Annotated in this window: 4 protein-coding genes; 3 read left to right on the forward strand and 1 reads right to left on the reverse strand. The window is 45.8% G+C overall.

Features of this window, described 5'->3' with window-relative positions; genetic code table 11:
- The first annotated feature begins 103 nt into the window (after positions 1-103).
- The 3 genes from EH164_RS19405 (at position 104) to EH164_RS19415 (ending at position 19,116) form a co-directional block, all read left to right on the forward strand.
- Positions 104-7,762 (forward strand): hypothetical protein, encoded by a 7,659-nt coding sequence (locus EH164_RS19405; protein ID WP_124970129.1) that lies wholly within the window; start codon positions 104-106, stop codon positions 7,760-7,762.
- On the forward strand, positions 7,759-9,447 hold the full coding sequence (locus EH164_RS19410) for a hypothetical protein (protein ID WP_124970132.1): 1,689 nt from the start codon (positions 7,759-7,761) through the stop codon (positions 9,445-9,447). Before EH164_RS19405 ends, EH164_RS19410 begins: the two co-directional genes overlap by 4 nt.
- A gap of 321 nt (positions 9,448-9,768) precedes the next feature.
- Positions 9,769-19,116 (forward strand): hypothetical protein, encoded by a 9,348-nt coding sequence (locus tag EH164_RS19415; protein ID WP_124970135.1) that lies wholly within the window; start codon positions 9,769-9,771, stop codon positions 19,114-19,116.
- Here EH164_RS19415 and EH164_RS19420 read toward each other — a convergent pair whose 3' ends face one another.
- The gene (locus EH164_RS19420) at positions 19,117-19,443 is read right to left on the reverse strand and encodes a T6SS amidase immunity protein Tai4 family protein (RefSeq protein WP_124970138.1); all 327 of its coding nucleotides are present in this window, start codon (positions 19,441-19,443) and stop codon (positions 19,117-19,119) included.
- Between the last annotated feature and the right edge of the window lie 104 nt (positions 19,444-19,547).

Genomic DNA, 19,547 nt, shown 5'->3' on the forward strand with positions numbered 1-19,547 from the left:
ATTCTTAAAAATCACCCTCGCACTCCATTCGTTCCACCACCTTTTTTAATTGACCTCCGCTTTCATCTTTCAGGCGCGAGATGATGTTTATCAGGGGCTTACTATGTCCGATTACGATATCCTTCCCAAAAACCTGCCCGACACGACAAGCGAAATGGCCGATCTTTTTGAGATGGAGCTGCCGGAAGCCTATCTGGGTTCACCATTAGAAAATGATTACTCACAGCTTGTTAATGATATTTATGAACTTTTCCTCGACGACGCAGAGAATATTCCTCATCAGTCATCAAACCGCCTGACAAAAAATAGCAATCAACTCGATGAAAATAACCAGCAACACCTGAGAGACGTTATTCAGGACGCGTTAAATAAAAAACTGCCTCAGCTTATCGAATTTCACACCAAGGGTTTTAACCTTGTAGATCTTGATAAAAACACGCTGCAAAATCTTCAGGATGTTTTGCAAAATGAACGGCTTAATATCCCTGAAGATCTGCTTAAACCTGCCCGGCGATTTATTGATACTCTCAATTCCGTTGCCAACTCAGAAGAGGCGCGCTCCCCGGACCTGCTACAGGCATTGCCCGTTATAAATAGCGTTATTCAGCACCTGAGCGCTGCGATTGACGATCTCAGCGCCACTCGCCGAGTCAGTTCGCTGAACTGGGAGGAGGAAGTTGAGCAGACGGCGCGCGAACAGCGTGAGCAACTGGTCACCCGCGCGGCTAAGAGACTTTTCCCACAGCAGAATCAGGGCGCAGAGCGCGAGGGCAACCGCCAGAAACTCGACAGTCTGCTGTTCGCGCAAAGCAATGCGCTCAATGCGGAGTATAAAAAATTCAGCCTGCTTAAAGCCTCGCTGGTCGCTGAAAGCCGCCTGACTCGCCAGCGGCTGGCGAGTCATTTACAGACCCGCGCACACACCCTTCTTCAGGGCGCGCGTGAAGCACGCAGCGCAGCGCTGGATATGTTGCTCACCGAATCCGGCAGCGGTCAGATGCACCCCGAGCAGCTTATGCACTGGAGCCAGGGCTATCAGCAATATGCCCGTTATCTTCGGGCTGTCGATGCCGAGCCGGACACCCATGCAGTCAAAGGAAATCCGCTGATTGCCGCCGTGCATGCAACAGCCCGCCGGGGCGGATCGGCGCGCAGCCGAATCGCTGGCACCATTGTGCCGCTTGCTGATGCGCTTGGGGCTGTCGCCGTTCACCTTATGCAGGAAAAACAGCGTACCGAGCCTGCGCCAGCCGACCCTCAACCTGCGCAGAAGGAGGAGCCAGGCCTTGCGGGCAAGATAAAAAAGGTGGTCTGGGACAAAGGGCGTAAAAAGGGACGTGCTGTCAGGGCGACCTCCGCCTGGCTGGCACAATCTGCTGGCAGCGCATTCAGCAGGGCGGCCTTTCGAACAAAGCATACCCTGCAGCGGACGCCCTCCGTCAGCGAAGGAACGCGGCAGGCCATTAACAATACCGCCCTGCTTTTACTTGATGAAATACAGCAGACAGAGCGGCGAATCAAACTCTTGCCGGGTTATGCCTGGGTACGCCAGGAAGCGGTACAGCAGCAGCAAAACATCAGCCGGGAAATCACCGATCCCCATGAATCAGCATTGATGGATGAATTGGTTTCCCAGCGGCTTGCAGAGGAGAGCGAACGCTGGCAGCAGCTTGCGGAAAATGCGTCCCGCCAGATAGAGACCTTGCTCTCTCCCCTCACCCGGCTCGCGGAAACGAGCTGGTTCAACGAATTTTATTTTGCGCTGAGTGATGAACTGCGGGCAAACCCAACGCCGGGAAGCGCGGAGGCGATTGTGCGCATGGATGAAACAGTCATACAGGCCGTCGAACAGCTAGCCGATATCGGGCGTCAGCTGAACGCCTCTGCTGTGCGGCTAAGCGGCCACGGACATGAAGGCGGAAAAGCATTGCAGGAAAAAGCCGGTCAATGGCTGATGACGCTGAAAACCGTGAAGAACCAGGTTAAAACGCAGGCCATTCACCTCACTGGCCAGACGCCGGATAACTTCTCCCGCAGCGGCATGCTGGCGCGAGGGATAGCGGAGTGGGCGCAGACGCTCAGACAGGATTATCTTGCGGATCTTGCGGGTGATGAACGCACCAGCGCGAACGCTCTCTTCGATAAGTTTCTGATTGAGCGACTTAGCGAGCACCATCAACACTTTGCAGAGCGTGGCGATCCTCAGGCAGAGCGCCTGCTGAAACGGGTCTCGATTGCGTTAAAGCATACCGCTGAAGGGACAACGGTCTATCCGCCGACGGCGGAGGAGATCCTGGCGGGAACCCGCACGATCTCTGAGGATGTCCAGCACTGGGCAGAGAAAAAAATCCTCACCGGTGCGCTATCAGCGGCAATTTCAGGCGGCTTTAAACTGCTTACCGGGCCTATTTCCCTGCCCGTACGCATCGCCCTGCGCGGCGCGAAAACCGGCTGGACGCTGAGCAAAAATCTCAGGGCGATGAGCCGCGTTCGGCTGGGTGAAGGGCCAGCGAGCCGCAGCGCGCGCGATCGGCTTATCAATCAGGAGCTGTCGAAACTGGCATTCAGGCTGACGCTCTCATTATCACCCGCAGGCGGATATGGCGTGGCCGCCACCCTTGTTGGCAGCCAGATATGGAAGGGAAAAGAGGGGTATACAAAAGCGCTGGCAAAAAAAGTGGTTGTCGATCTGCCGCAGGAAGCACTGTGGTATGGCCTTGCTTATGGCGGTTACGCTGGCATTAACGCCGTGGTGAGGGCCAGCGCGGAACGCGCGATGCAGAAAGCCTGGGAGCAGGCGGCTAATGAGCGACGTGCAAAAATCAACCGTCTGCTGCAACAGTTCAACATGATGAATATCCAGGAAGAGGAGAGTGTTTCAGAAACAGACGAATCAACAGACGAAATCGCCACTGAAAAGATGGCGGAATCCGCACAGGAGAATGTAGACATCGAAGAGAGCAGTCCGGATGACATGGAGGTTGAAACCCTGGCATCTGAAAGCGAAAAGCGGGCGACTGATGCCGCTAACCCTGACACAAAAAACAAAAGCAAAGTGCCACAATTGTTTCGTAAGCGGGTAAAAAGGTTAGTAGCAGAAGATGATACCTCCGCAACAGGCGTGTCGTTTAGCTCAACATCGGCTACCAGTGATAATAAAATTATTACCTCTCAGGTTTCAGGCCGTTTAAAAGCTATGGTCGAAAAAATTGCTATCGGCCAGGCTTTCTGGCATGAAAGCCTGAAGAACGGGCAGGAAGGTTCAATTTATACCGTAGGGGGTAAATATTTTATTTATATAAATGACAAATACTGGCCTATTTATCTTAAGGATGATCAACGTGGCGTTATTACGTTAAACCCCTATGCCACAGGCAGCAAAATAAAGCTCGAGGTTCATCGCGATAAAAACACCTGGATACCCACGGCAACGGAAAAGGTACAAGATAATTACCCCCCGCTCCCCACAGAACCAGAGAGCAAATCCACTGCAGAGAATAAAGCAACAAACGAGTCGAAATACGACGCCGCAGGTCACCCTGTATCGACAGTAGAGTTATCCAACGACACCGCTTCATCCGAGCTTTATAATCAAGCAAAAAACTGGTCAGTTTACGGTGCCTTTTATTATGACAAAATGGTCAAAGGCAAAGAGGCGCAAATTTATATAGATAGTAAAACTCAGAAAACCTATATTTATTTATATGGGTTTTACTGGCCCATCATTATTACAGGAAATTCAACAGCGGTAATCGAATTAAATCATCATGAACTGGGACTGAAAGAATTCATCAACATAAGAAGAACAGAGCAACAATGGGAACTCACTCCAATATTTAAAACGAATGCACTGCCTGATAAAACCGCAGGCAATTACAGTATTGAGGCCTATATCAAGGCATTTTTCAATCCTAAATACGCTGCTGTAGTTACGGCTGATCAACTACATAAGTCAGATGATGGATTATTTATCGATAATTCCTCAGGCCAGCATTACGTACTGGTGGACGGGCACTATTGGCCCGTCAGTTCAATTTTAATGACTGAGGATGAAGATAAAGAAAAGAGGAGAATTTATGGCGGAGACGGGCGAGAGTATCTTGATATATATTTTAACTATGCCCTTAGCGCCTGGATACCGTTACACACCTCAGATGAGGCCCTTGATACAGAAGATAATACTGTAAAAAACACATCATCTAACGATTTAATTGACAAACTGAACAAACTGGAGCGGCGTTTATCCGTACGCCCAGCTAATTCAGGGCCGGGTTTAGAAGGCGAAGTTTATCAGGATAAAAAAGGCAGATATTATATTTTTCTTCAAAATCATTACTGGCATTTTAGCTGGATAAAATTAAACGTGGGTGCTATTGAAATAAAAGAGAATGGTGTGCGCAAGCTGATTGTCATCAGGAAATATGGTAACGAATGGCAATATTTTGACGAAGAAAATGTATCTGAAGATTTTGAACTTGAGAGCCTGTTAGATGAACTCAGTGATGCACTGCTTGATAAAAAAACGCAAGCCGCACTCGAATCATTAATATGGAGTGGAAGTTTTACCTCGTTAGATAACTTCCTGCACGATGTGAATAATATACTTGAAGATGCATTTTATCGACTCTATGAAAAACCAATCAGTGATGAGTTGAGCAATGCTATCTTACTCAGTAACAGAGTTTCAGAGTTGCAAAAATCTCTTGCTTACTATGAGCCTGATGAAGATAAGGAGAAGAAACAATATAGCTGGAAAGAAAGTCTGCTCGCACTCTATCAAGAGGAATTTTCTCGTGAGGAGGAGCAGAGTAGCTATATTTATACCGCACGACAGGCGCTTACTGCGGCGGAGGAGGCCAAGAGAAGGATTAGCCAATTCAGCACCACGAGCATTGATCAACAGCTCAAAGAGCAGCATGATGCACTGACTAAGCGAAAAGAGGATCAGCTTTATTGGCAAACGTTGCCGGCCACACGTCCGCTGGATAAGCACGTTCAACTAGTCAAACCCCGACTTGACTCTCTGGCAATCACCATTAAAGCGCATGAAACAAAAATCGGTCAGCTTCTTGCATTAAGAAAACAAATCCTTGCCCGCAAAGCGGAATATCAGACAGTTATAGATAGCTATGACAAAAATTATCGTCTGGTAAATTACGCTATTGACTTCGCGAAAAAATCCCTTCAAAGCCAGAGGAAATTAACAGGCGTCAATGACACCATGAAAATAGCCGAATCGGTATTAATTAACCTCACCTTACAAAAAATTGCCATCAGAGATTCGGCCAATGGCCCTTATACTCAGCTTGAACTTGATAAATTAAAATCACTAAGCATAGCGAAAATAATGATAGCCCAGATTATTGAACGTTACACCTTAAGCCAGGAGTTGATAAAAAAAATCTCAAAGACCAACATTAAATATCCGCCACTTAAGAATAATTATCAGGACATAGAGTGGAGCAATACTCAGGCAGAGAAATTTTATGATGCAACGTATTTAGACGACTATAATCCTGAAGCGAATCAGCTTTTAGCCCCACTATTCTATTGGTTGCTTAAAAACAATAAAAACTACAACGCATTGAAAAGCATGGACATTGATGATGTTGTTGATATTTATTATACCGACGCCCACTCTTTAAACCCACTACAGAAAATCAAGGAAATGCCTGAAGGTTATACTCCATTGGCAAATTTGTTAGGTCGAGAATATTTCAACTCTGACAGCGAGTATTACCAGCAATTCATTTCCTATAAGCAAAAATACAGTGATTACGAAGCCAGTGAAAGCACTAAAAGCTTACTATTATCATCCGAACTGACGTTGAATGAGATCACATCAAAAGTTAAGAAACGTCTGTATTTTAATGTCCTGCAATCAAGTGATGTTAAAGATAAACATGATGGTGCGATGTTGTTTATTGAGTTAGATGATGGGCGATGGGTTTTCTTCTCTCTTTTCGCCGAGTCTCTTTTCAGTCGGGTATTCTCTCACGAAGAAATGATGGCAAATATTTGGCTGAAGAAAATAGCCAATCTCATTCCAGAAAAATTACATTATCACGGTATTGAATCCGTATTCCCAGAATATTTCTTTATCGAGAACTTTGATCCCAAAAATAAAAACAGGAAAACCAGCAAATATCGCAGCCTTGAAGCCAGAAAAAAGAAAGAGTTAGAGGATTTAATCAATAACACTTTATACAAAGGTAGCAATAATGTTACTGATACTAATCCCTTTAAGGATAAAAAATACTATGGGTTGACCTATGATTTTTCACTTAACTCATATCAACCCCAGCAAACATTATTAGAAACAGTCAATAAAGCTTTTGTGGATGTGCTTAATCGCTCCGCAACTAACCGGAAAACTGCGTTATATCAGTCAAGCGTTTTTCAGAAGATCGTTGATATACTAGTTCCTTTTTATGCTGAAATCCGAGGAGCTATAAATGATCCAGAACACAAGGTTGACGCTACATCAATCATGTTGGATGTAGTCGGCGTGTGCTTTGTTGCTTCTCAGGCGGGAACGAAAACTGCAGCATTGCTTAAAAATGCCAAGGGAATTGGGCAAATAATTAGTGAAGGAACTAAAAAAGGCTTAGTAGGGAAAAACCTACAAAAATTTATCATTAAGGAGTTGGGCAAGCAGGGTATTATTAACGCATCAAAATTATCCAGGATAAGTATTAATGCTCTACTGGATCTGGTATTACCATTTAATGCCGGAAGCTTAATAAAAAAAGTGATACCCAAAAAGAAATTATTCTCAGGTTTTGAAGATATTGTTAATTCTGGCTTTCCCCAATCAATAAATAACAGAGGCATTAATAAAAAATATATCAATACGGAAGTTTCCATTGATGATTTGACGCCAACTACAGAGCGTGGCGTCAAGGTATATATCACTAAAGCAAATGGAGAAAGTAAACGTAATTACTATATTAAATCAGATGGCAATATCCATCAGATTCGCTGGGATGATTATGCGCAAACATGGCGAACCGTCGATCCTAAAAACCCGGGTCGATTTAGTTATGGCGAACCGATTGTCTTTGAGGATGGAAAATGGGTGATAAATAAAAATTACGGTGGGCTACGCGGCGGGGCTATAACTGATCCAGATATCATCATGGGCGAGATGCCTCAACGAGAGGGTTTTCCTCTGGAGAAAGTCCAGGATAATCTTTTCAGCACGAGTGAGGTAGATGCGCAGGCACACCTTAATGAAATTAAGAAAAACAGAGAGTTGAATAGCGCAATTTTATCGCCTAATGAAAAATGTGAATCCGTCATTTTTCCTGTTGGCAAATATATGGAAGCAAAAGGGTTTACTGATATTCGCTGCCGCGCTATGGCCTTTTATGTGAACGGTATGGATGACAGACCCGGTAACCACTTCCTTCTTATCGGCACTAAAAAAGGCAGAGATTATGCCTTTGACATTACCGCTGGACAATTCCATGGGCAATTCGAAGAATTAAGCGGCCCTATTATCATGCCAGAAGAGTTGTGGGCGCAGAAATATGGCAATGTCACTGCCGAAAGAAAACTTATCATCTACTCTGACTATGCTTTTAAAGATATATCGGACGCTAAAAATGATTTTAGTGCTTACAGCAAATATTTATCCGAAGGGCCAAATTGCCGTGTACCTAATGCAAAAGTGATTAAGCGCCCCGTCTGGTACTACTCTAAAAAAACGGTCGAAGATTTTCCTGCGGCGGCGGCAGATAAAAAAAGGCGGGAGGGATGACACTGTTCAATCCAGTACGCGAGGCCGCAAGACGCAGTAATCTCACAACACAGGCCTCAAATGTTAGCTGGGATTATGCGGTTGAGCTCCTTGAAAATGCGGAATTGCTGGCTAAAGGGCCGGCGAGAACATTACGCACGGGCATTCGGCAGGCGACCAGATACCAACGGGAAACAGCCTCCTCTCCAGGTGCCATCGATGGCCTCTTAACGAATAGTCAGGTGATTACCAGCCATGAAAACCTGCTGCATGTTAAACAGGGCGAAATCATCGTCTTTATGGAAGTTGCTCCCGATTTAGCCAGCAAGGGGCCACGTCCAATTCATGTGATGGTAAGCCTCGGTAACGGGCGCTTTGCCGGGGTGAAAAATAGTGTGCTTAACGGCAGTTTCGGCGATGGCAAAAAAATATTAACCGCAGAGCAGTTGGGAGAGTTCCTGAACGGGACATTCAAACGCAGGGGCAATGCGCAGTTGCCGGACTTGCAGATTATTGCCGGCAGGCCAAAAGGTCTGCAGCTTGAGCACCCTTCGCTAAAATCGCTGGCAGAAAATGCCTCGTTATCAGCAACAGGCAACACCGATATCGCCACTACCACCGCAGAATTACTCAGCAAGTCGGGCGAGCTGGCGGAAGAGCAGGCCAGGGCATTAAAAGATGTGCTAACGCCCATGCTATCCACTACCAGTTCGGGTATTGCTCGTCAGCCGGTAACGAGTTTATTGGCTGATGCCGTCCCGGTTAGTAAGCAACAGCTGGCAACCTTGCCCAAAGGGCAGTTGATTATTTTTGATAAAACATCCGATGCCTCATCAACAAGACATGTTATGTACAGCCTGGGTAACGGTGAGTTTTTTATGGTTAACCCCAAACATCTTAATTCTGGGTTACCGGCGAATAAAAACCTGATCAAAGCAGAACAATTTTCTGATGAGATATTTAAAAATCGCAAAGTCTATGCTGGCAAAATTTCACTGAATAATCTTCGGATTAAATCACTGCTGGGACAGGACGCCGAATTTATTGTCAGCGGCAGTAAATTAACCATTACCGCACATGGCGCTGCATCAAGCGTAAATGCACTGGATGCGTCTGAACTTGCAGAGGTTATTCGTGGTCTTGGGCTACGCGAAGTTTCTAAAGTGGACTGGTCAAAAATTAAAGAAATAGAGCTTAAATCCTGTTTTGGCGCGTTTGGGTCGCTACCCATCGGGAAAGTTCTGGCGAATATCCTGAATAAAAAAGTAACGGCTTACCCCTTTTACTTCAGCGAGAAGATTCGTGGTACCAGCAATATCTTTACCCGGGCCAGAACCTATATTCCCGCTGATTTAACAACCGTAGAAGTAGAGAAACTCATTAAACAGCAAAGCCGCAATCGTGATTTCTGGGATAAGCTGCTGCACCTTTCGCAAAAAAGCGCAGCGCAGCGGGTGCGTCCTGGCACCCAACTTGATAATACGCTTGACGATGTTGTCAAACTGGCAAGGGGTGACACAACGGTTGAGCAATTCTTTAAAGATTACCCGCATTACAAAACCGGGCTGAGTATCACAGAGAGTGAATTCAGAGCTCTTATCAGCGAAAGCCTTACTGATAGTGAAAAATTTGTTATGCGAATATGGGATATTGTGATGCTCAGTACTTTTACTTCAAATATGGTGGATCTATCTCTTGAAGGCTGATCTTTAGCGGCAAAAATAACGATAAAGCAGCGCATAGGTTTATCCGGTCATCCCTTGTTCAGGTCATTAACTTTGATGGTCCGGCTTTATGCCTCTTATTGTATGCGGTGAAACAATTATGCTTTCACTGGCCTTGCCATGACTGGCCGTGTCGATAATAGCAGCATGAAACATCCGAAAAGAAACCATTTACCTTGAAGCACACCACTCCTTTGCTAAATCTTAAAATTCACTTTCGCACTCCATTCTTTTCACAACTTTTTGTCAGCGGCAACTGCCTATACCCGTCAGGCGCAAGTTGATTATTATCAGGAGCTTACTATGTCCGATTACGATATCCTTCCCAAAAACTTGCCCGACACGACAAGCGAAATGGCCGATCTTTTTGAGATGGAGGTACCGGAGGCGTACCACGGTTCATTGTTAAAAAATGATTATTCGCAGCTTGTTAATGATGTTTATGAGCTTTTTATCGACAACGCAGAGGAAACTCCTTATCAGTCATCCAGCCGTGTGGCAAAAAACAGCAGCCAGCCGAATGGAAATAAAAAGCAACAGGTAAGAGATTTTATTGAAGAGGCTTTTAATAAAAAATTGCCTCAGCTTATCGAATTCCATAAGAAGGGTTATAACCTTGTAAATCTGGATAAAAACACGCTGCAAAAGCTCAGGCATACTCTACAAAATGAACGGCTGACTATTCCCGAATCGCTGCTTAAACCCGCCCGCCGGTTTATTGACACCCTTAATGCCCTATCCGATTCAGACGGGGCGCTCTCCCCTGACCTGCTGCAGATACATCCGCTGGTGAATGACGTCATTCAGCACCTGGGTGCCGCGCTGGACGATCTCAGCGCCATCCACAAAGTCAGCACACTGAACTGGGAAGAGGAAGCTGAACAGACGGCGCGTGCACAGCGTGATGCGCTTATTAATCTCGCCGCCCAAAAGCTCTCCCTGAAGGAACGCCCGGCGAATGAACAACAGTCCATCCGCCAGAAGCTTGATAGCCTGCTGTATGCCCGGAGCAACGCGCTCAATGCGGAGTATAAAAAATTTACTCTGTTAAAAGCCTCCCTTGTCGCTGAAAGCCGTATCACCCGCCAGCGACTGGCACAACATCTACAAACCCGGGCGCAGACATTGCTGGACGGTGCCCGGGAAGCCCGCCGCTCCGCGCTGGACATGCTGCTGAATGAGTCCGGCACCGGGCAGATGAACCCCGAACAGCTTATGCACTGGAGCCAGGGTTACCAGCACTATGCCCGTTACCTTCAGGCTGTAGATGCCAGGCCAGACGCCAGCGCTATATCCAGAAATCCGCTGATTGCCGCCGCACAGGAAACTGCCCGTCGTGGCGGATCGGCACGAGCCAGGCTCGCCGGCAGCATGGTGCCGCTGGCTGATGCGCTGGGCGCGGTTGCCGCGCGTCTTTTACAGGAGAAACAGCGTACGGAGCCAGCGCCTGCTGACACACAGCCTGAGCAAAGGGGAGAACCTGGCTTAACGGGCAGGATAAAAAGCGTTGTCTGGGATAAAGGTCGTAAAAAGGGGCGGGCTGTCAGGGCGGCCTCCACCTGGCTGGCGAAATCCTCCGTCAGCCAGGTCAGCCGGGCGGCCTGGAAAGCGAAACATACCCTGCAGCGGACACATGCCCTCAGCGAGGGCACCCGCCAGGCCATTCACAACACCGCCCTGCTTTTGCTTGATGAAATTCAGCAGGCAGAGCGAGGCATCAAACTTTTACCGGGTTATGCCTGGGTACGCCAGGAGGCGGTACAGCAACAGCAAAATATCAGCCGGGAAATCACCGATCCCCATGAATCACCTTTACTGGATGAGCTTGTCTCGCAGCGGCTGAATGAGGAAAGCGCTCGCTGGAAGCATGCGGCGAATCACACCGCCGGTCAGATAGAGGCCCTGCTATCCCCCCTTACCCGTCTCGCAGAATCATCCGGGTTTAACGAATTTTATTTTTTGCTAAGTGATACGCTGCGGGCTAATCCGGAGCCGGGAAGCGGAGAGGCGATCGCTGGCATGGATGAGACGGTGATATATGTCGCAGAACAGCTGGCAGATATGGGTCGCCAACTGAATGCTTCCGCCGTACGCCTGAGCGGGCACGGGCATGAAGGCGGAAAAGCGCTGCAGGAGAAGACCGCTCTCTGGCTGATGACGCTGAAAGCCCTCAAAACACAGATAAAAACGCAGGCCATTCACCTTACTGGCCAGGCACCGGATAACTTTTCCCGCAGCGGCATGCTGGCCCGCGGCATCGCCGAATGGGCACACAAGCTGAAAGAGGAGTACCTGGCCGGTCTCGCCGGTGATGAACGCGGCAGGGCAAAGGCGCTATTTGAGAAACACCTCAGCGAGTTGCTCAGTGAGCAGCGACATCACTTTACAGATAAGAGCGATCCGCAGGCAGAGAGCCTGCTAAAACAGATCTCCATTGCGTTAAAACATGCCGCTGAAGGGACGACGGTCTACCCGCCGACGGCGGAGGAGATCCTGGCGGGAACACGCAGTATCTCCGAAGATGTACAGCACTGGGCAGAGAAAAAAATCCTTACCGGCGCGCTGTCGGCAGCGATTTCAGGCGGCTTGAAACTGCTGACCGGGCCGGTTTCCCTGCCCGTGCGCATCGCCCTGCGCGGCGCGAAAACCGGCTGGACGCTAAACAGAAACTTCCGGGCGATGAACCGGGTGCGGCTCGGTGAAGGGCCGCCAGATAAGCGTGCCAGAAACCAGCTTTTTCATCAGGAGATGTCGAAGCTGGCCTTCCGGCTGACGCTCTCCTTATCTCCGGCCGGGGGCTATGGCGTGGCCGCCACGCTTGTCGGTAGCCAGATGATTAAGGACCAAAAAACCTACACCAAAGCGCTGGCAAAAAAAGTGGTTGTCGACCTGCCACAGGAAGCACTGTGGTACGGCCTCGCGTATGGCGGTTATGCTGGCGTTAGTGCCGTGGTACGGGCCAGCGCAGAGCGCGCGATGCAGAAAGCCCTGGAGCAGGCGGCTCATGCGCGGCGCGAGAGAATTCACCGCCTGATGCAACAGTTCAGCCTGATGGATGTTCAGGAAGAAGAGGATGTTTCAGAGTCAGATGAATTAGCAGACAGCACCGAAACTGAATTAAGCGCAGAAACCGCTGACGAAGCCGTCACCGAAGATACAGATGCCAGGGAAGAGAAGGCGGTAGAAAAAACCGCTGCAGAAGGTGAAACGCCTGCGGCTGCCACCACCGATCAGATCACAAAAAATAAGGAAAAAGTGCCGTTATTATCCCGCAGCAACCGGGTAAAAAGATTTGCACCGTTCAATGGCGCATCCCGAACAGGCATAGCGCTGAATCCCACGTCTGCTAAGGCTGATAATAAAATTCTCTCCTCTCAGATCTCCGGCAATTTAAAAGATATTGTTGAGACACTCTCCAGCGGAGGAGGATTCGTAGATTCCAGTTTCAAAAATGGGCAAGAAGGGGCAGTTTATAGCTCAGGCGGCAGCGCTTATATTTATATAAATAAGAAATACTGGCCTATTCATTTCAAGAAGAGCCAGAAAGCCGTCATTATAATCAATCCTTATGCAAAAGATAGTGAATTAAAAATTGAAGTTAGCCTCGATAACAATCTCTGGATAGTAACCGAAAATAAAAAAAATTACCCCACCCTTCCCATTAAGCCAGGGAAATCAGCAACTGAAGCAGGCGAAGTCACTACTGTTTCAGGTAAAAAGGACGGTCAAAAGGGCATCTCGGCGGTAGAATTATCTGGCAGTACAGCATCCCCTGAACTTTATGAGCAAGTAAAAAACTGGTCAGCCGACGGTGCCTTTTATTATGACAATATGGCCGATGGTAAAGAGGCGCAAATTTATACGGATAATGAAAGTCATAAAACCTACATTTATTTTAATGGGTTTTACTGGCCAGTAGTTATAACTGGAAATTCAACAGCGGCCGTCGTACTAAATAACAACAACCCGCAGCAGAAAAAAATAATCAACATTAAGAAAACCAATCAACAGTGGAGGCCAACGCCAACATTCAACACAAGTCCTTTGCCTCTAAAAACTGTAGGTAACTTTAGTATTGAAGAGTATATTAGCGCTTTTTTTAGTACTAAAAATGCAGCAAAAATCACACCTGAAAGATTACAAAAATTAGATAACGGATTATTATTAGATAACTCTACCGGACAACATTACATACAGATAAACGGTTATTACTGGCATATCACATCTGTTCTCCTTCGTGGATCTGAAAAGCTGGAAACCTGGAAAATACATGAAGCGGGAACGCATGAATACCTCAACATAAATTATAATGCTGCTTCTGGAACATGGGTCCCATTGCAAACAAAGGATGATGAGTATCATACAGCGAAAAATAAAACGCCTACTACCTTAACGGCAGATTTGATTGGCGAGATAAAAAAATGGGATCTTGATTCGTCTGTGCGTCCTGTTGGTTCAGGGCCAGGCCTGGAGGGGGTAGTCTATCAAGACAGAAGGGGTGAACATTATATCTATCTGCAAAATCACTACTGGCCCTTCAGTTGGGTAAAACCCAATGTAGGTGGGGTGACAATTACCGTCAACGGCATTCGTAAATTTTTTATTCTGCTTCGGGAGAACAATCAATGGCAGTATTTTGATGAAGAGTTGATAGCAGATTCGTTCGATATCGATGGTCTTCTAAAAAACATCCAGGATGCTACGCTAGATAATGAAACGCAAGAGGAAGTAGAGTCAATATTGTGGAGAGGACATTTCACATCCCTGGATAACTTACTAAATGATTTACAGGAAGTACTTGAGCAGGGATTTTACAGACTTTATGAAAAACCAACCAGCGTCGCTCTCGTCAATATAATTTCATTAAGCAATAAGGTATCAGAACTGCAAAAATCCATTGCTTATTATAATCCTGATAAGGGTAGCGAAAAACAAGATCGTAACTGGAATCAAAGCCTTCTCGATTTATATCGTGAAGAATTCTCCCGCGAGGCGGAAGAGAGTTCTTATTTATATGCCGCACGACAAGCTAAAGTTGCGGCAGATGAAGCCAGTAAAAATATAGCTCAACTCAGCACTGCGGCTATTGATCGGCAGATCAAGGAACAATACAACGCTATCTCTGCACGCATGAAGGATATATCTTACTGGCTTGATTTTCTTTTAGAGAGGCCGCTATCAGTTGATACACCAATAGCCCAGGAGAATATCGATTCCCTTAAGTTAACAATAAATACGCATCAAACCAAAATCAAACAACTCAATGTGTTGAGGAAACAAACCCTCGATCGTAAAGCCGAATACCAGAAAGTCATAGACGAATATAATAAAAACTATCGCCTGATAAATAACAGCATCGATTACGTGAAGAAAAATTTGGCCACTAAGAAAAAAAACGACGGAATGAATGATGATGTTACCATAGCCGAAGAGTTATTGATTGATTTCACTTTACAGAAAATTGCCATACGAAATTCCGCTACAGAATCCTATACGCAACTCGAACTTGATAAATTAAAAAAGCTAAGTATTGCGCAAACCATGATAGCGCAACTTATTGAACGCCATACTTTGAGCCAGCAATTAATAGAACAAATAGAGCAGTCATCTATTCGATTTCCGTCACTGAAAAACAATTATCAGGATATTGAATGGAGCAATAAAGAGGCAGAGAGAATTTATCGAGAGAACTTCCCAGATGATGAAAACCCGGAATCGAATCAGCTACTACCCCCATTAATCTACTGGTTATTAAAAAACAACGGCAATTATAAAGCGCTTAAGTCAATGGATATAGATGATGTTATTAACATCTATTATTCCGACGCTTATTCATTAAACCCCCTTAAGAAAAACAAAAACATGCCAGAAGGGTATACCCCATTGGCTCACATGTTAAGTAGCGAATACTTCAACTCTGACAGCGAGTATTATCAGCAATTCGTTACCTATAAAGAAAAATACAGTGATTATGAGGCTAGTGAAAACACTAAAAACCTCCTCATGTCATCCGATCTCTCTCTGGATGAGATCACATCTAACGTCAAAAGACGTTTCTATTTTAACGTGCTTCAATCAACTGATGTTTATGATAAACATGATGGAGGAATGTTATTCGTTGAACTGGAAGATGGTCGCTGGGTTTTTTTCTCTCTTTTCCCTGACTCTCTTTTTAGCCGGGTATTTACGCGCGAAGAAATGATGGCAAATATCTGGTTAAAAGCAATCGCCACTCTTACTCCAGAAAAAATACACTACCACGGCATCGAATCCGTCTTCCTCGAATCTTTTTTTCTTGAAAACTTTGACCCTAATAATAAAAACAAAAAGACTGGAAAGTATCAGAATATTGAAGCCAGAAAGAAAAAGGAGTTTGAAGATTTAATTAAAAACACCTTATACAAAGGTAGCGATGATATTACTTATGACATCCCTTTTAAAGGTAGCTCATACTATGGATTGACTTATGATTTTTCAGTTAACGTTGAGCAACCGCAAGAAACTCTATTAGAAACCCTGAATAAAGCTTTCCATGATGTATTAAAACGCTCCGCAACTAATCGCAAAACAGCGTTATACAAGTCTACATTGTTTCAGAAAATAGCTGATATAGTTATTCCCTTCTATGCAGAAATACGTGGAGTAATAAATGACCCCGAGCATAAAATTGATGCCACATCAATTATGCTCGATATTGTGGGTGTATGCTTTGTTGCTTCTCAGGCTGGAACTAAAACTACAGCACTGCTCAAAAATGCAAAAGGGATTGGTAAAATCATTGGTGAAGGGAGGAAAATTGGTTTAGTCGGCAGAGGTTTACAAAAGTATGTAATTAAACAAATGGGCAAACAAGGCCTAATCAATGCATCAGGACTCGCAAAAATAAGCGCTAACGCACTATTCGACCTTGTCTCACCTTTTAACTTACAAGACTTAGCGAAAATTTCCTTTCCAGGAAGGAAACTCACCGCTGGCATTAACAATATAATCAATAATAATTTTCAAGGAGCATCCAGGAGCAGAGGAATTCCTGATAAATACATAACCACAAATGTTTCATTTGATGATTTATCAAAGACGAATGTCCGTGGTGTCGAGGTTTATACATCAACAACTGATAGTAAATTGGACAGGAAGTATTTTATTAAATCTGACGACAACCTCTATCAAATACGCTGGGATGATTATGCGCATACATGGCGTACTGTTGACCCCGAAAATCCCGGGCGTTTTAGCTATGGTGAACCAGTTATATTTGAAGATGGTAATTGGGTAATAAATAAAAATTACGGAGGGTTACGAGGTGGTGAAATAAAATATCCTCAGGTTAGCATTGGTGAGCAACCGATGAGGGAAGGATTAAAAGAGGGGAAAGTCACTGAAAATCTTATCAGTACTCCAGATGTTAATGCCGAAGCATATCTTGAAGAAATAAAAAAGACCGGTGGATTAAGTGGCGCAATAGCCTATCCCTCTGAAAAGTGTGAACTTGTGATTACAGCCATGGCTAATTTCATGAAAAAAAAGGAATTTGAAAATATTCGATGCCGAGGCATGGCTTTTTTTGTTAACGGTATGGATATTTCTGCCACTAATCATTTCGTTCTGATTGGCAGAAAAAATGGTAGGGATTACGCCTTCGATATTACTGCCGGACAGTTTTATGGGCAATATCCAGAGTTAAGCGGTCCAATCATTATGCCCGAAGAGTTATGGGCGCAAAAATATGCCAATATTACTTCCGAAAGAAAGCTCATCAAATATGCTGACTACCCCCTGAACGAACTACGAAAGGTAAAAATAGATTACGGATCTTATAGTCCTTATCTCGTGCGAGGACCCAATAGCCAATTGCCTAATGCATTGGTCCTCAAGCGACCTATCTGGTATTTTCCAAAAAGAAGTGTCGATGATGTGGCTGACATTGTTAACACTAATAAAAAACTGGCCTTTGACACCCTTGAGCAGGCCAATCCTGTGCGCGAGGCGGCAAGACGTAGCCGGTTAATAAGCCAAACATCCGACATCAGTTGGGAGTATGCAGTCAACCTCCTTGAGAATGCCGAGCTAATAAGTAAAGGCCCGGCCATAACCCTACGGACAGGCATACGTCAGGCAACAAAATACCAGCGAGCCAGCGCCTCCACCCCTGGCAACGTGGATGATCTCTTTGCAAGTAGTACCGTAATCAACAGCCATGACAATCTGCTTAGTGTAAAGCAGGGGGAAATATTGATTTTTATGGAGGTTGATCCTAATTTACCGGCCAAAGGACCGCGCCCGATCCATGTCATGGTAAGCCTTGGTAATGGCCGCTTCGCCGGCGTCAAAAATAGCGTGCTTAACAGCAGCCTCGGTGATGGCAAAAAGATATTAACCGCAGAACAGCTGGGCGAGTTTCAGAACGGGACATTCAAACGCAGGGGAAGTGCGCGGCTACCGGATTTGCAGGTTATCGCGGGCAGGCCGAAAGGCCCTGGAATTGAGTATCCTTCGCTCAAATCGTTAGCTGAAAATGCCTCTTTTTCGATCGCAGATAAGACTGATATATCAGCGACAACCACACGATTACTCAGTATGTCGGGGGAACTAGCAAAAGAGCAGGCTAACGCATTAAATCTGGCGTTAACACCGTTATTGTCAACTACGGGTGCCGGTGTTGCACACCAGCCCATTACCAGTTTATTGACCAACGCTACCGCCGTTAATAAACAGAAACTGATGACAATACCGAAGGGCGAGTTAGTCATTTTTGATAAATCATCCGATGCGTCTTCTACGAGACACATAATGTACAGCCTGGGGGATGGTGAATATTTCATGGTCAACCCCAAGCATCTTGATGCTAGCCTACCGGCAGATAAGGCTATCATTAAGGCAGAGCAGCTTTCCGATGAGATATTTAAAAATCGCAAAGTCTATGTCGGTAAAATTTCACTCACTAATATTCGCGTAAAATCACTTCTTGGGCAGGATGCTAGTTTTAGCGTTAGCGGCAATAAATTAACTATTAATGCCCATGGCATCCCATCCAATGTTAATTACATGGATGCATATGAGCTTGCTGAGGTTATTCGTGGGCTGGGGCTACGTAAAATATCGAATGTAGACTGGTCAAAAATAAAACACATCGAACTCAAGTCTTGTTTTAGCGCTTTTGGAAAATTACCAACAGGAAAAGTCCTTGCACATATTTTAAATAAAAAAGTGACGGCTTACCCATCCTATTTCAGTGAGAAAATGCGCGACACAAGAAATATTTTCAATCGAGCCAGAACTTATGTTCCGGCTGATTTATCGACAATCGAGGTCGAGAAATTAGTCAAACAACAGAGCCGTAATCATAATTTTTGGACAAAACTCCTGCGGCTACGACAACAAATCAAAGCTAAAAGAGTGCGCCGTAGCGCCGATCTTTTTGACAATACGCTTGAGGATATTGCTAAGCTGGCGGATGGCGACACGACGGTTGGGCAGTTCCTGAAAGATCACCCTGAGTACAAAAGTGGGCTAAGCGTGACAGAGAATGAACTCAATGACCTCGTCAGCGAAACTATTCCTGATGATGAAACATTTGCCATGCGGTGCTGGGATATTCTCATGCTCAGCACCTATACCGCGAATCTGGTGGATAAATATCTTGAAGGCTAGTCAGCGGATGGACGTCAGATTGAGTTTTACATCGCTGCCCTGATGGGAGTGATACTCTCCTGCAAGATAGCGGTCGGCCAGTTCGCCCATCTTCCCGGCGCCCTTTTCGGCATCATACTCGCTCCAGTTATCAAAACCGCCAGCGCTGGCTGATGCGTCTTTACTGGCAGCAGGTTCACTGGCGTACGCTTTCGCTACGCAGAGCGCCAGTGCGTCATCTTTGTAATTCTGCCCATAGGTTCGGCTTGCAGCTTCAGGTTGAGGCGCAGCGCTTACCCCGGCGCTCAAGAGTAAGGTAGCGATTAACGCGCGAGAAAACCCTCTCATCAATAACTCCCGATAAAACAGAGTTTGAGCAGCAGAGCGTAAAGCAAAGCACATAAAAAAGGCCAGCCACATAACATGGCCGGCCTCAGTTTAACGACTGCGCC

The sequence above is a fragment of the Kosakonia sp. CCTCC M2018092 genome, assembly GCF_003864115.1.
GTDB lineage: Bacteria > Pseudomonadota > Gammaproteobacteria > Enterobacterales > Enterobacteriaceae > Kosakonia > Kosakonia cowanii.